The sequence below is a fragment of the Staphylococcus kloosii genome (assembly GCF_003019255.1).
Taxonomy (GTDB): domain Bacteria; phylum Bacillota; class Bacilli; order Staphylococcales; family Staphylococcaceae; genus Staphylococcus; species Staphylococcus kloosii.
This window is the reverse complement of record NZ_CP027846.1, coordinates 1,025,734-1,039,625: the sequence shown is the minus strand read 5'-3', so window position 1 is coordinate 1,039,625 and position 13,892 is coordinate 1,025,734. Positions and strand designations below refer to the sequence as shown.

Sequence of the window (13,892 nt, the reverse complement as noted above, 5' to 3'; positions counted from 1 at the left end):
CATCTTTTTAATTGATAATAATTATCATTATCGATATTATGGATTATACAAATATAATATACATTTGTAAAATAATTTTTTAGAGGTGCATTATGAATCTGCAAATTGAATTAACTGAAGATGAACGTCATGCTTATGAATATTTAACTTCAACTAATCCAGCATGGGCGACTAAATATAAAGAAACAGTTATGACAAGTCGTGATAAAATTACGCAACGACTAATAACGTCAATGTATAGAGAAAACTTAGCACAATGTCATCTCTATAGCACTATCTTAGATGTTAGTGATTTATCTTACGACATTTCAACATCACAACCAAAAGTACTTAAAATTAATTATCCTAAAGTAAATAAAACAATTATCGCCCCAATATCTGGTTCATTTGCCTTTAATCGTTTAGATGTTGAAGGTCCTTTTTATTTTATAGAGGATAATAAATGCAAACGTATTTTACATCCATCAGAAGTATTAGATTGCATTTTAATCGAATTACCAGAATTAAATAATAGTGCCAGCGAACAATTTAATGCGGACATGATTAATAGCGCTGCAAACTTAGCGTTAGCCATTAGCTTTCAGGCGCTTACCTTTGAAAATGATCATACAGAACTATGGCAGCTTATCGAACATGCTGAAGATAGTTATTTAAGATCAGAACAAGCTGTCATTGAAGGCCATCCGCTTCATCCAGGCGCTAAATTACGTAAAGGTTTGACACCAGAAGAAACGATTAATTATTCATCTGAATTTGGCACACCATTGACATTAAAATTTGCTTTATTACATAAAGACTTATCTCGTACGCAATCACAACAAGGCTCATTTAATGAAATGTTATTTGCACAATTTGATGGTCTTGAAACTTCTGTATTAAATAAAATTAGCGCTGATCAACTTGCCAATTTTAATATTATTGTTATACATCCTTGGCAATATGAGCGTATTTTAAAAGAAGAATATACAGATTTAATATCAAGCGATTATTTTATTTTACTTGATTACGATGTTACCTATTACTCTGGCTTATCATTTAGAACATTAATGCCAAAGTATCCAAATGTTTTACCACATATCAAACTAGCTACTAATGTACACATTACCGGTGAAATCAGAACTTTATCTGAACAAACGACGTATAATGGACCATTAGTAACTCAAATATTAAATCAAATTTTAACTAAAGATGATTTATTCGATAATATTCAAGCTACTACCGTCGATGAATTAGCAGGTATCCACTTTTACAATACAAATGATGGTGATAAACAACGTCAACGTAGCGAACAATTAGGCACATTATTTAGAAAAAATATTTATCAACTTATTGATAATGACGCGACACCTGTTATCGCTTCTAGTTTAGTAAGTGCTCATCATTATAATCAAACTTCACCTTTAGAAACCATCATCAACCAATATATGAAAAATTATCAATTCAATGATTTTGATGAAGCAGCATATGCATGGCTAACTCATTATGGACAGCAATTATTCAATTTAGTAATACCGTTAGTTGCTAAGTATGGGATAGCGTTAGAAGCTCATTTACAAAATGCTATTGTTGCTATTAATAAAGATGGTTCACTTAACAAGATTTATATAAGAGATTTCGAAGGCTTAAGAATAGATAAGAATCAGTTAGCTGATATGGGCTATAGTACTTCAAACTTCCATAATTCATCACTCATTCTTACTGATAAACAACAAACAGTATTTAATAAAGCATTTTATTCTACTGTACAAAATCATTTAGGTGAATTTATTTTAACGGTGGCAAAAGCAGCTACAGATTCTAATTTTGAATCAAACGTATGGCGTAAATTAAGTGATATTTTAGCTGAAAATATCGACGCAATAGCACAATCTGTAACAACAAAAGAAAATATAGAAGAATTTAAAGCTATCATTTTCGCTAAAGAAATAGATTATAAGTGTGTAACAACAATGCGTCTAGTTGACGAAGCTGATTACTATACGTATGTTAAAGTATCTAACCCACTTTATCGACAGAACTAAATTTGGGAGCGAGACGAAATCTTATTTTTAAAAGAAACGTTTGTAGTTCCGTTTCGGCCAAGATGACTATAGTTGAAAGAAGCTTGATACAAGCGTATTTTCAATTCAGTCATCTACTGATCATAAAAAATAAAGCCTGAGACATATCGTCTCAGGCTTTATTATATTATTGTAAACCTTTTTCTTCATTTGAAGATTGGTTTTTATCATTTTTTTGTGACCATTCTTTTTTAGTCATTACGTCTTCAACGTGCATATTAACTTCTACTACGTCTAAACCAGTAATATATTTTACTTGCTCTTTAACTAAATCAGTCACTTTACGGAAAATCTTAGGAGCTGATTCACCATATTCTAAAATTACTTTTAAATCAACTGCAGCTTGTTTTTCTCCTACTTCAACGCTAACACCTTGTGTAACGTTACCGCCGCTATTGCTACCGAATGAATTTGAGATGCTATCTACAAATCCGCCTTTCATAGCTAAGATGCCGTTAACTTCACGTGCTGCAATTCCGGCAATTTTTTCGATTACTTCGTCAGCAAAAGTTAATTTGTTTGAGAAGTTTTGTTCTTGATTTTGTTGTTCTTGTTTTTGCTCTTGTTCTTTTTCGTTTACTCCAGTTTGGTTATCATATGCTTGTTTTGCTTTATTGTTATCTACTGCCATATTAATTTCTCCTTTATTGTGAATTTTAAATTTTAAAAGTTAAAAGTTATTATTTAACTCCATCGGTTTAAAAAATTTAAAAAGTCTTGCTTACGGTCTTTCATATACCCTATACCGATGCCAATTAAACACAATACTATAATTAAAATTGTTTTCCAAAAACCTAACGTTAAAAATAGAATCGCGATAATTAAGAATGCTAAGAAACCTATAATTCTCCACTTAAATGATTTGAATATATCAATCACTGCTTGAGTGGAATCTTGTCCATTTTGATTGTTATTGTTAGTCATGATTACCCTCCCTTACAACACGCGTTGACCTGAGGTTTTTTGATCTCTAACATTGACCTCTAATTTTTTTACAGGTATTTCTGTAAAATGTTCAACATTTTGCTTAATATCATTTCTAATTTGTTCAGTTAATGATTTAACTTGTACATCTCCTGGAACAAAGAAATCAGCTTTGATTGAAATATGTGAGTTCTTTTTCTTGTTATAAAGTTTAGCCACTACGTTTGGCTGTCTAATTTGATCATAATTTACTAGAGTATCGTAAGCAGATTTTTCAACTGCTTTTCTTGATACATAAATATGTCCATCCTGATAATCTTTATAAAGTCCAGGTTTTCTATACGTAGGTTTGAACAAGCTAAATACTAAGATAAGACCTATTAAAATAAGAAATGCTGCCAATCCAATAAGTGTTGGTTTGAACCAATTAAATTGTAATAGGTATTGTTGGTATTGCGTTATTCTAGAATCATCAATATACATGAATAATAAGAACCCAACAATGACAACAATTAATAGTCCTAAGATAAAGTTCTTTAAGCGTTTCACCCCGTATGACACCTCCTATGCATTTAAACTGTGATTTTTAGTACTGCGTCATACAAAAATATACCCAATAAGTAATTTCAAAAAACATTTTTTTAACTTTTCTTTCAAAATAAATAAAAAATTAGTTATCTAAAACAATATAACTTGAACAATTTTGAAATTTTATAATAGGTTATCCCTCTTATAAAGTATATTTTATTATAACTACCTTTATTTACCCTTTTTGAGCATTTTTTAGTCATTTAAAATAGAAAAAACAACCTTTAAATAAAAGGTTGCTTTGAATAATTATTAATTTGCTATGTCATCTAATGTGATAACTAATTTACCAATCATGCTATGACTTTCTAGCGTTTTATGTGCTTCATATAATGAGTCTGCTGATAACCCATCAATAACTTTATTTACCGTTGGTTTATATTGTCCTGCCTCTAGTTTCTCAGTAATATCTGTCAAATACTGATGATGTATATTTAAATCATCAGCATCATGTAACGGTCTAGAGTACATATATTCATGTGTAAATGTGACGCTTTTAGATTTTAATAAATTGAGATCTTGCTTCTCATTAAATGCAACTATTGTGGCAATTTTACCTCTCGTTTTTACAAGTTCAATCATTTTTTCAAAATATAAATCAGTGTCGAACGTACAAAAGATGTAATCAACATCTTTTATATTATGTTGCGCAAACTCATCACTCAAATCATTTCTATGATTTAATACAATATCTGCACCCATATTTTGAGACCACTCAACCGTTTCCGGTCTAGAAGCAGTAGTAATAACTTTTAATCCGTGATGTTTGGCAATTTGTGTAGCAATGCTACCTACACCGCCAGCACCATTAATAATCAATATAGATTTGCCTTCATTCTCTTTAGGTTGATGTGAAATACCAAACACATCAAATAATGTTTCCGAAGCAGTTAAAGCAGTCAGTGGAATACTTGCGGCTTCAACATCTGACAGGTTTGTTGGTTTTAAAGCTACAACTCTTTCATCTACTAGTTGATATTCTTCGTTTGAGCCTTGATAATTTGGAGAACCAGAGTAGTAAACTTTATCTCCAACTTTAAATGAACTAACTTTTTCACCTACCGCTTCAACAACACCTACAGCGTCAAATCCTAAAACACGTGGTCCATCTTCTATAGGACTTTGTCTTATTTTAGTATCAACAGGATTAACACTAATCGCATTCACTTTAACTAACAATTCTTGCTTTTGTGGTGTAGGTTTAGCTCGGTCAAATTCATAAAATAAATTCCCCTCATCAAGTTGAAATCCTTTATCTGCACCAATTGCTTTCATGCTCAGACACTCCTTTTATATATCATTTTCGACATTAACAACTTGTTTACCAAAGTTGTCGCCACTAAATAAATTTCTAAATGCATGTGGTAAATTTTCAAAACCATCCATAATAGATGTTTTCGTTTTAATTTTATTTTCTTCTACCCATTGCGCTAACTGTTTACTTGCTTGTGGAAAATCATCAGCATAATTACCTACAATAAATCCTTGCATAAGCGCTTGTGATTTTATGAGTATAGGTTGTATTCTAGGGCCAAATGAAATCTCATTATCATTATAACCTGATATTGCGCCACATACTGGTATTCTTGCAAATTGGTTTAAGTGTTTGAATACTTCATCGGCAATTTCGCCGCCTACATTTTCAAAATAAACATCTATGCCATCAGGAACGGCTTGAGCAAGATTTTGCGCAAAATTACTATCTTTATAATCTATTGCTTCATCAAAGCCTAATTCAGTTTTTATATACTTCGTTTTTTCTTGGCCACCTGCAATACCAACAACACGAGCGCCTTTTATTTTCGCAATTTGACCCACTACTGAGCCGACTGCACCTGATGCAGCTGAAACTACAACGGTTTCGTTCGGTTGAGGATTTCCTATCTTTAATAAGCCATGATATGCAGTTTGACCAGTTAATCCTAATACACTCAGGTATAAATAAATAGGAATATCATGATTTGTTACTTTTGTGACTTCTGCACTATTTACCGTCATTTTTTTACGCCATGGTAAACGACCAACAACGATATCGTCTTCAACAATATTACTATCTTTACTTTCAATAACTCGAGCCACAATATGACTGACTATCGGTTTATCTAGTTCAAATGGTGCCACATACGACTCTGAGTCATCCATTCTTCCTCTCATATAAGGATCGACTGATATATAGAGCGATTCTACCATAATCTCATTCTCTTGAGGTTTAGCTACTTCAATTGTTTCGTATCTAAATACATCATCACTTGGTATACCTTCAGGTCTTTTAGCGAGTACGACTTGTTCTGTTTTCATTTACATCACTCCTAAAAATTTATCATACATTTAATGATATTCCCCGATTTACGTTCAATCAATCAAATCGCTTATTCATTTAACGCATGTTATGATAAGCGTAAAATTGTAAACTACTATTGGAGCGTTAAAAATGAATTTAAGTATATTAGATTATGTACCAATATTTGAAAATCGTAATGCTACAGATGCTTTAAATCATACTGTACAACTTGCACAATTAGCAGAAAAGTTTCATTTTAAGCGGTATTGGGTCGCTGAACACCATCAAGTCTATTCAGTAGCATCCAGTGCGCCTGAAATGATTATGATGTCACTATTAGAAAATACAGCTTCGATTAATATTGGGAGCGGTGGCATCATGTTACCGCATTATAGTGCATATAAAGTAGCTGAACAATTTAAAATTTTAGAAGCTCGCCATCCCAACAGAGTAGATTTAGGCATAGGGCGCTCACCGAGTTTTAACAACGTTAATAAAGCGCTCAATGAAGGTAAAAATAAACAAATAGATTATGAAACACAACTAGCTGATTTAAGTACTTATTTTAATGATGACAAATCGTCAAATAATAGATTTCAACAATTACTTGCCACACCAATAATAGATTCTCAACCTAATTTATTCTTACTATCTACAAGTGAAGCAAGTGCAAAAATAGCTGCGAAAAAAGGGTTACCCTTAGTCATAGCATTAATGGGACAGTCTCAAAGTAAAATAGACGCGATGATTGAAACATATCGTCGTACATTTTCAGCAAATAATACAACTCAACAGCCCTATATTATTGTTGCTACATTTGTGATTACCGCAGACGATGAGACTACTATTAATGCCTTAACTAAGGCATTTCATCTGTGGTTATTAAGAATAAATTATTTAGAACAACCACACTTCTATCCATCACCTAAATTTGTTGAGGAAAGAGGTTTCTCTTCAAGAGAACTAGAAAAAATTGCTAAAAATGAAAATCGGGTAATTTCGGGGACAATATCTGAGGTTTATAGACAATTAATGCATATTCAACGTTTTTATAATGCAGATGAAATTATGGTGTTGCCACATGTGTATGGTGAAGAACATAGAGAACGCTTGATTACACTTCTAGGGGAAATGCAATAACATACCTTACTTAATTAAATAAGGGCATAAAAAAAAGCACTTTTCGATAAACGAAAAGTGCTTTTGTAACGTAATAATAATATTAACGTTTTGAGAATTGTGGTGAACGACGTGCTTTTTTAAGACCTGGTTTTTTACGTTCTTTCATACGTGGGTCACGAGTAAGTAATCCAGCGCGTTTTAAAGAACCTCTGTATTCAGGATCAGCTTCTAATAATGCACGAGAGATTCCGTGACGGATAGCTTGAGCTTGCCCAGTGAAACCTCCACCTTGTACATTTACTAATACATCGTAGTTACCTTTAGTTTCTGTAACGTCGAAAGCTTGGTTAATGTCTAAGATTAATGATTCGAATGGTAAGTATGCACGTACGTCACGTCCATTAACTGTAATGTTACCTTCACCTGGTACCAAACGTACACGTGCTACTGAGTTTTTACGACGGCCTGTGCCTCTATATTCAACTTGTGCCAATGTAATTTCCTCCTTCTAATTAACCACGTAACTCGTAGTTTTCTGGTTGTTGTGCAGCGTGTGGATGTTCAGCGCCACCATATACAAATAATTTTTTACCTTGTTTTTCGCCTAAACGAGTGCTTGGTAACATACCTTTAATTGAAGTTTCAAGTAAACGTTCTGGATTGTTTTCTCTTAACTCACCAGCAGTAACAGATTTGATTCCGCCTGGGTGGTTTGAGTGACGGTAATAAACTTTATCTTGAGCTTTATTACCTGTGAATTGGATTTTACCTGCATTGATGATGATTACATAATCACCTGTGTCAGCGTGTGGTGTATAAGTTACTTTATTCTTACCGCGTAAAATAGCTGCTACTTCTGATGATAGACGACCAAGTGTTTGACCTTCTGCATCGATAACATACCATTTGCGCTCAATGTTTGCTTCATTAGCCATAAATGTTTGACGCATAATTAATGTCCTCCTAGTAAATGAATGGTTCTTTTGTTATTAAATAATTGTTACGATTAAAAGCTTCGATTTCATTTATTTGTTAACTGTTGTTCTACCTGCTTATATATCTTGTAACACAATAAGTTTCCGGGGCTTATCGTGGGGTGATATAAAACAATACCGTTGATAATCGTATAATTTTTATGTCAATTTGTCAATGTAATTTAGTCATTTTGCAATGATTTTTTTCGGTGTATTTTTATATCTTCACCAAAGTCTTGAATTAACGATTGTTCTGATAAATATATATGTTCTAAATAAAGTCCATCTGCTGCTGCCGTAAATGGTACATTACTGCGATTGCGCGCTTCTAATAAACTTGGCACTTCTTCTGGACTACGGTGTCCTTTACCTACTTCAACGAGAAATGCGACGAGCACACGCACCATATTATACAAAAATCCTGAACCAGTTACGACATAATCAAAACCATCTTCAGTTTGGATAATTTCGCTTTGATAAATCGTACGCACTTTACTATCTACTTCAGTTTTTTGAGAGCAGAAGCCAGTAAAATCATGCGTGCCTATAAATTTAGCAGCAGCTTCATTCATTTTATCATAATTCAAGCTTTCTTTGATATGTGTTCTTAATCCACTTTGAAAAGGATCGCGCTCCTCAGCTACATATGCTTTATAGCGATATGATTTACCTACACAGTCATATCTACAATGAAACGAATCATCGACGAAGGAAACTGCTTTAACTAAAATATCATTAGGTAACGCACTGTTCATTGCATATCGCCACTTTTCTGGCGTGATATTTAACTCTGTATCAAAGTGAAAAAATTGTTCGTATGCATGCACACCTCTGTCAGTTCTACTTGTTGGGTGAATACGTATTGGTCTTTTATGCATTCTTTTTAATATACGTTCGAATTGTTGTTGAATGGTTCTTTCGTGTTGTTGAATTTGAAATCCCATAAAATGTGTACCTAGATATGAAATATTTACTAACACACGCATGTTTTACACTCCTATATATTTAAGTACAAATAATACAACTGCTATAGGAATTATTAAGAGTACTACAATAGTATCTTTCAACTTCCATTGCAATTCACGGTAACTTGTACGTTCAGTATTGGCGTCATAGCCTCTAACTTCCATTGCTATGGCTAAATCTTCAGCTCGTTGAAATGCTGAAATAAATAATGGTATCAAGAGTGGTATAAATGCTTTAATTCTATTCATTAAAGTTCCACTACTCAGTTCAGAGCCACGAGATTTTTGAGCTAATATAATTTTATCTAACTCATTCATTAATGTTGGTATAAAACGTAACGCAATTGACATCATCATACTCAGCTGATGCACGGGTATTTTAACCAATTTCAAAGGATATAATAATTTTTCAAATGCATCAGTTAAATCAATAGGGCTTGTAGTTAATGTCATGACGGTTGAAATCATCATAATAAACATTAGACGTAGTACGATGTAGATACCTTCTAAAATGCCATGTGTATCAATAGATACAAAGCCGAGTTCAAAGATACGTACGCCACCTTTAGTAACGAACAAATGCATAATAAATGTAAATATTAAAAATATCCAAATAGGTGTTAACCCTTTAATTAAAAACCATGTTTTAATATGAGATAGTTGTACTATAGTCATTATAAGAATAAATAACCATAGGTAAGTTGCAAACGAATGTGCAAAGAATATTAAAATGACAAATAAGAACACAAAGATTAGCTTAGATCTCGGATCTAAGCGATGTATAAGTGTATCAAGCGGTAAGTAACGACCAATTATAAACTTATCTTTCATTACTACGCCACTCCTTATACATTTCCACAAACTCTTCTTCTGTTAAAGCAACTTTATCGAACTTAAAGTGATACTTCTCTTCGACATCACGTTGCAATTTAACAACTTCTGGAACATCCAACTGATATTTATTAACAGCATCACTATCGGCAAAAAGTTCACGCGGTGTTAAATCATCCGTCAATTCACCGTTATGCATTAATTTAACTTCGTCAGCATATTTTGCCACATCATTCATTTCATGCGTTATCAATATAATTGTTTTATTGTGTTGTTGCTGTAATTCTTTAATTTTGCGCATAATTTGTTTTTTACTTTGTGGATCTAAGCCAGCTGTAGGTTCATCTAAAATAATAATATCTGGATCCATAGCTAATATTGAAGTTAAAGCTATTTTTCTCATTTGTCCCCCAGACATTTGGAATGGAGATAAGGTCATTATTTCTCTTGGAAAGCCAAATTCCAACAACAATTGAAACGCTCTTTTTTTAACTTTTTCAATATCCATACCAAAATTTTTAGGGCCAAATTCTATTTCCTTATCAACACTATCTTCAAATAATTGAGATTCTGGAAATTGAAATACAATACCAACTTTTTTACGAATATCACGTAATAATTTATCTTTGGTTTTTTGTTGAATAACGATATCATTAAATACCATTTTCCCGATTGTAGGCTTTAACAGACCATTAAAATGTTGTATTAACGTTGATTTTCCAGAACCAGTTTGACCTATTACGGCATAATACTTACCATCATCAAATTGTGTCGTAATATCCCTCAAAGCATGATACTCATATGGTGTGCCTTGTTGATAAACATAATTCACTTGATTAAATTCGACCGTCATAACTGGCTTACCAACCCTTCATATGAAATATATTGTAAGGGATTACCCAACAGTTGATTAATACGCATTGAAAATGGTAAATCGAGTCCTATTTGGGATAATGCTTCACCTTTATCAAAAACTTGCTGAGGTGTGCCTGTGGTAAATATCTCCCCTTTATCTAAGACAATTAAATTATCGGCTTCAGCTGCTTCTGATAAATCATGTGTAATAGAAATAATTGTAACTTCTTTCTCATGGTTTAGTTTGCGCACTAGATTCATCAAAGCAGAACGTCCGTATGGATCTAACATTGAAGTAGCTTCATCCAAAATAATAACCTCAGTATTCAATGCTAAAACGCCGGCAATTGCGACGCGTTGTTTTTGCCCACCAGACAATGATTGAGGTTCTTTATTTGCCCTATCAAGCATTTGTACATCACTCAATGCCTTTGGCACGATATCATGCATTTCGTCATATGGGACAGCATGATTTTCGAGACCAAATGCAACATCAAATTCAACGGTTGAACCGACGAATTGATTTTCTGGATTTTGAAAAACAATACCAATACTTTTACGTAAAACTTGTAAATTAGCGTTATCTATAACTTGATTGTTGTAGGTAATGTTCCCTTCGTTGACTTGTTCAATTCCCACCATGAGTTTAGCGAGTGTTGATTTTCCTGAACCATTATGACCAACGATTGAAGTCCACTTCCCTTTAGGGATAGCAAATGAAACATCTTTCAAAGCATATGGTTCATCACTTTTATATTTAAATGAAACGTGATTAAATTTTATAATTTGACCATTAGTTTGCATTTCATTGCCCCCCATAAATGTATACTGTTCTATTTTACATGATTTTAATATTTATGTATATCCTACACCACCAATGAGTCACTTTAAAGATAGTCAAATAAAAAAAGCCATAGCTTTAACTATAGCTTAAATAAAAAAGCGCGCACCCCATCAGATTATTTGAGTTCACGCTTTAAAATATTATTTGGTTGATGGGGTACTCTGAGCTAGACAATATTTGTATGTGGCAAACATTATCGTTGCACTCATTTGCTTTATACATAGTAGTACGTGTATTTATTTTAAAATTATACTAATTCGATAATTACTGATTCGGCACCGTCACCACGACGAGGACCAGCTTTAAGGATACGAGTATATCCGCCTTGACGTTCAGTATAACGTTCTGCAATCTCACCGAATAATTTTTGAAGAGCAGTTTGTGTAGATTCATCTTCGTTTAAAATCTCAACATTACGTAATGTTTTAGCTGCATTACGACGAGAAGCTAAATCGCCTTTTTTACCTAAAGTAATTAATTTTTCTACGATACTACGTACTTCTTTAGCACGAGCGTCAGTAGTTTCGATACGTTCACTAACGATAAGTGATGTAGCTAAGTCACGTAACATAGCTTTACGTTGATCAGAAGTACGACCTAATTTTCTGTAACCCATGAGTTAACCTCCTTTATATTAGTCTTCTTTTCTTAAGCCTAAACCTAAGTCTTCAAGTTTATATTTAACTTCTTCAAGTGATTTACGACCTAAATTACGCACTTTCATCATGTCTGCTTCAGACTTGTCAGCTAATTCTTGAACAGAATTAATGCCTGCACGTTTTAAACAGTTGTATGAACGAACAGATAAGTCTAACTCTTCGATAGACATTTCAAGTACTTTTTCTTTTTGATCTTCTTCTTTTTCAATCATGATTTCAGCATTTTGTGCTTCGTCAGTCAATCCAACAAAGATATTCAAGTGTTCAGTTAAAATTTTTGCTGCTAATGAAACTGATTCTTGTGGCGTAATAGATCCATTAGTCCACACATCTAGTGTTAATTTGTCAAAATCACTACTTTGTCCTACGCGTGTATTTTCTACTGTGTAGTTAACACGTTCTACAGGTGAATATAGTGAATCAACAGGAATTACTCCAATTGGTAAATCACTAGTGTTATTTTGTTCTGCTAATGCGTAACCTCTACCCTTGTTTGCAACAAGACGGATTTTTAAATGTCCACCTTTAGAAACAGTCGCCAATTTCAGTTCAGGATTTAAAATCTCAACATCACTATCATGAGTAATGTCACTTGCAGTTACTTCGCCTTCATCCTTAACATCGATTTCTAACGTTTTATCTTCTTCTGAATAGATTTTTAATGCTAGTTTTTTAACGTTCATAATGATTGTAGAAACGTCTTCAACTACATTGTCTATTGCAGAGAACTCGTGAAGTACACCTTCGATTTCGATATATTTAACGGCTGCGCCTGGCAATGAAGATAGTAGGATACGACGTAAGGAGTTTCCTAGTGTAGTACCATAGCCACGTTCTAGTGGTTCAACAACGAACTTACCGAATTTAGCATCTTCACTAATTTCTATTGTTTCAATTCTAGGTTTTTCGATTTCTATCATTTACAAATATCCTCCTTGACTACGTCGACTAGATTTGTACTGTATTTCTCAGTGACCTGTGACAATAACAATAAAATTATACGCGACGACGTTTTGGTGGACGACAACCATTATGTGGTACTGGAGTAACGTCACGGATTGCTGTTACTTCTAAACCAGCTGATTGTAATGCACGAATAGCTGATTCACGACCAGGACCTGGGCCTTTAACTGTACATTCTACGGATTTTAAACCATGTTCCATAGCTGTTTTTGATGCTGTTTCAGCTGCCATTTGTGCTGCGAATGGTGTAGATTTTTTTGAACCTTTAAATCCTAATGCACCTGCTGATGACCAAGATAATGCATTACCAAATTCGTCAGTAATTGTTACGATTGTATTATTGAATGTTGAACGGATATGAGCTACTCCATTTTCAATATTCTTTTTCACTCTACGTTTACGAGATACTTGTTTACGTGCCATTTAAATTTTGCCTCCTTTACCTATTATTTTTTCTTATTAGCTACAGTCTTAACTGGGCCTTTACGAGTACGAGCATTGTTTTTAGTTTTTTGTCCGCGTACTGGTAAACCACGACGATGACGGATTCCACGATATGATGAAATTTCCATTAAACGTTTGATGTTTAAGTTTTGTTCACGACGTAAGTCACCTTCAACTTTATAACTGTCTACTACTTCACGGATACGACCTAATTCGTCATCTGTTAAATCTTTAACGCGAGTTTCAGCTGAAACATTAGCTTCTTCTACGATCTTTTGAGCTGTCGTAGTACCGATACCGTATACGTATGTTAATGAAATAACGATGCGTTTTTCACGTGGAATATCCACTCCTGCTATACGTGCCATATATATTTACACCT

At 33.4% G+C, this 13,892-nt stretch carries 17 protein-coding genes; 2 read left to right on the top strand and 15 right to left on the bottom strand.

Annotation, left to right across the window (positions count from 1 at the left end; all coding sequences use genetic code 11):
* Positions 1-92 precede the first annotated feature (92 nt).
* A complete protein-coding gene (locus C7J89_RS05030; protein WP_103295870.1) occupies positions 93-2,021 on the top strand; it encodes an IucA/IucC family protein in 1,929 nt (642 codons plus the stop codon).
* Positions 2,022-2,187: 166 nt separating this feature from the next.
* Here C7J89_RS05030 and C7J89_RS05025 read toward each other — a convergent pair whose 3' ends face one another.
* The 5 genes from C7J89_RS05025 to C7J89_RS05005 form a co-directional block, all read right to left on the bottom strand.
* The gene (locus C7J89_RS05025; RefSeq protein WP_061853463.1) at positions 2,188-2,691 is read right to left on the bottom strand and encodes an Asp23/Gls24 family envelope stress response protein; all 504 of its coding nucleotides are present in this window, start codon (positions 2,689-2,691) and stop codon (positions 2,188-2,190) included.
* A gap of 53 nt (positions 2,692-2,744) precedes the next feature.
* Positions 2,745-2,984, bottom strand: coding sequence for a DUF2273 domain-containing protein (locus tag C7J89_RS05020; RefSeq protein WP_061853464.1), 240 nt, complete (start codon positions 2,982-2,984; stop codon positions 2,745-2,747).
* Positions 2,985-2,996: 12 nt separating this feature from the next.
* Entirely contained in the window at positions 2,997-3,533 is a 537-nt protein-coding gene (gene amaP, locus C7J89_RS05015; RefSeq protein ID WP_061853465.1) for an alkaline shock response membrane anchor protein AmaP, read from the bottom strand.
* Positions 3,534-3,824: 291 nt separating this feature from the next.
* A complete protein-coding gene (locus C7J89_RS05010) occupies positions 3,825-4,847 on the bottom strand; it encodes a zinc-binding alcohol dehydrogenase family protein (protein ID WP_103295871.1) in 1,023 nt (340 codons plus the stop codon).
* A 15-nt stretch (positions 4,848-4,862) separates the two neighbouring features.
* A complete protein-coding gene (locus tag C7J89_RS05005) occupies positions 4,863-5,870 on the bottom strand; it encodes an NADP-dependent oxidoreductase (protein ID WP_061853467.1) in 1,008 nt (335 codons plus the stop codon).
* 133 nt (positions 5,871-6,003) lie between these two features.
* On the opposite strand from C7J89_RS05005, the gene C7J89_RS05000 reads away from it, so the two are divergent.
* On the top strand, positions 6,004-6,993 hold the full coding sequence (locus C7J89_RS05000) for an LLM class flavin-dependent oxidoreductase (RefSeq protein ID WP_103295872.1): 990 nt from the start codon (positions 6,004-6,006) through the stop codon (positions 6,991-6,993).
* Between the two features lie 82 nt (positions 6,994-7,075).
* On the opposite strand, the gene rpsI is transcribed toward C7J89_RS05000, so the two are convergent.
* The 10 genes from rpsI to rpsM all read right to left on the bottom strand — a co-directional run bounded on the left by rpsI (position 7,076) and on the right by rpsM (position 13,878).
* On the bottom strand, positions 7,076-7,468 hold the full coding sequence (gene rpsI, locus C7J89_RS04995) for a 30S ribosomal protein S9 (protein ID WP_048792945.1): 393 nt from the start codon (positions 7,466-7,468) through the stop codon (positions 7,076-7,078).
* Positions 7,469-7,487: 19 nt separating this feature from the next.
* Positions 7,488-7,925, bottom strand: coding sequence for a 50S ribosomal protein L13 (gene rplM / locus C7J89_RS04990; protein WP_048792946.1), 438 nt, complete (start codon positions 7,923-7,925; stop codon positions 7,488-7,490).
* Positions 7,926-8,131: 206 nt separating this feature from the next.
* A complete protein-coding gene (truA, locus tag C7J89_RS04985; protein WP_061853469.1) occupies positions 8,132-8,935 on the bottom strand; it encodes a tRNA pseudouridine(38-40) synthase TruA in 804 nt (267 codons plus the stop codon).
* 3 nt (positions 8,936-8,938) lie between these two features.
* Positions 8,939-9,745: an energy-coupling factor transporter transmembrane component T family protein gene (locus C7J89_RS04980; RefSeq protein WP_103295874.1), complete on the bottom strand. Its 807-nt coding sequence runs from the start codon at positions 9,743-9,745 to the stop codon at positions 8,939-8,941.
* Positions 9,735-10,598 (bottom strand): energy-coupling factor transporter ATPase, encoded by an 864-nt coding sequence (locus tag C7J89_RS04975; RefSeq protein WP_103295875.1) that lies wholly within the window; start codon positions 10,596-10,598, stop codon positions 9,735-9,737. The genes C7J89_RS04980 and C7J89_RS04975 overlap by 11 nt, the downstream gene beginning before the upstream one ends.
* Positions 10,595-11,404 (bottom strand): energy-coupling factor transporter ATPase, encoded by an 810-nt coding sequence (locus C7J89_RS04970; protein ID WP_103295876.1) that lies wholly within the window; start codon positions 11,402-11,404, stop codon positions 10,595-10,597. Before C7J89_RS04970 ends, C7J89_RS04975 begins: the two co-directional genes overlap by 4 nt.
* A gap of 287 nt (positions 11,405-11,691) precedes the next feature.
* On the bottom strand, positions 11,692-12,060 hold the full coding sequence (gene rplQ / locus C7J89_RS04965) for a 50S ribosomal protein L17 (protein WP_048792951.1): 369 nt from the start codon (positions 12,058-12,060) through the stop codon (positions 11,692-11,694).
* A gap of 18 nt (positions 12,061-12,078) precedes the next feature.
* Positions 12,079-13,023: a DNA-directed RNA polymerase subunit alpha gene (locus tag C7J89_RS04960; RefSeq protein WP_048792952.1), complete on the bottom strand. Its 945-nt coding sequence runs from the start codon at positions 13,021-13,023 to the stop codon at positions 12,079-12,081.
* A gap of 76 nt (positions 13,024-13,099) precedes the next feature.
* On the bottom strand, positions 13,100-13,489 hold the full coding sequence (gene rpsK / locus C7J89_RS04955; protein WP_048792953.1) for a 30S ribosomal protein S11: 390 nt from the start codon (positions 13,487-13,489) through the stop codon (positions 13,100-13,102).
* 23 nt (positions 13,490-13,512) lie between these two features.
* Complete coding sequence (gene rpsM, locus C7J89_RS04950) at positions 13,513-13,878, bottom strand: 30S ribosomal protein S13 (protein ID WP_061853473.1); 366 nt, start codon at positions 13,876-13,878, stop codon at positions 13,513-13,515.
* Positions 13,879-13,892: the final 14 nt, after the last annotated feature.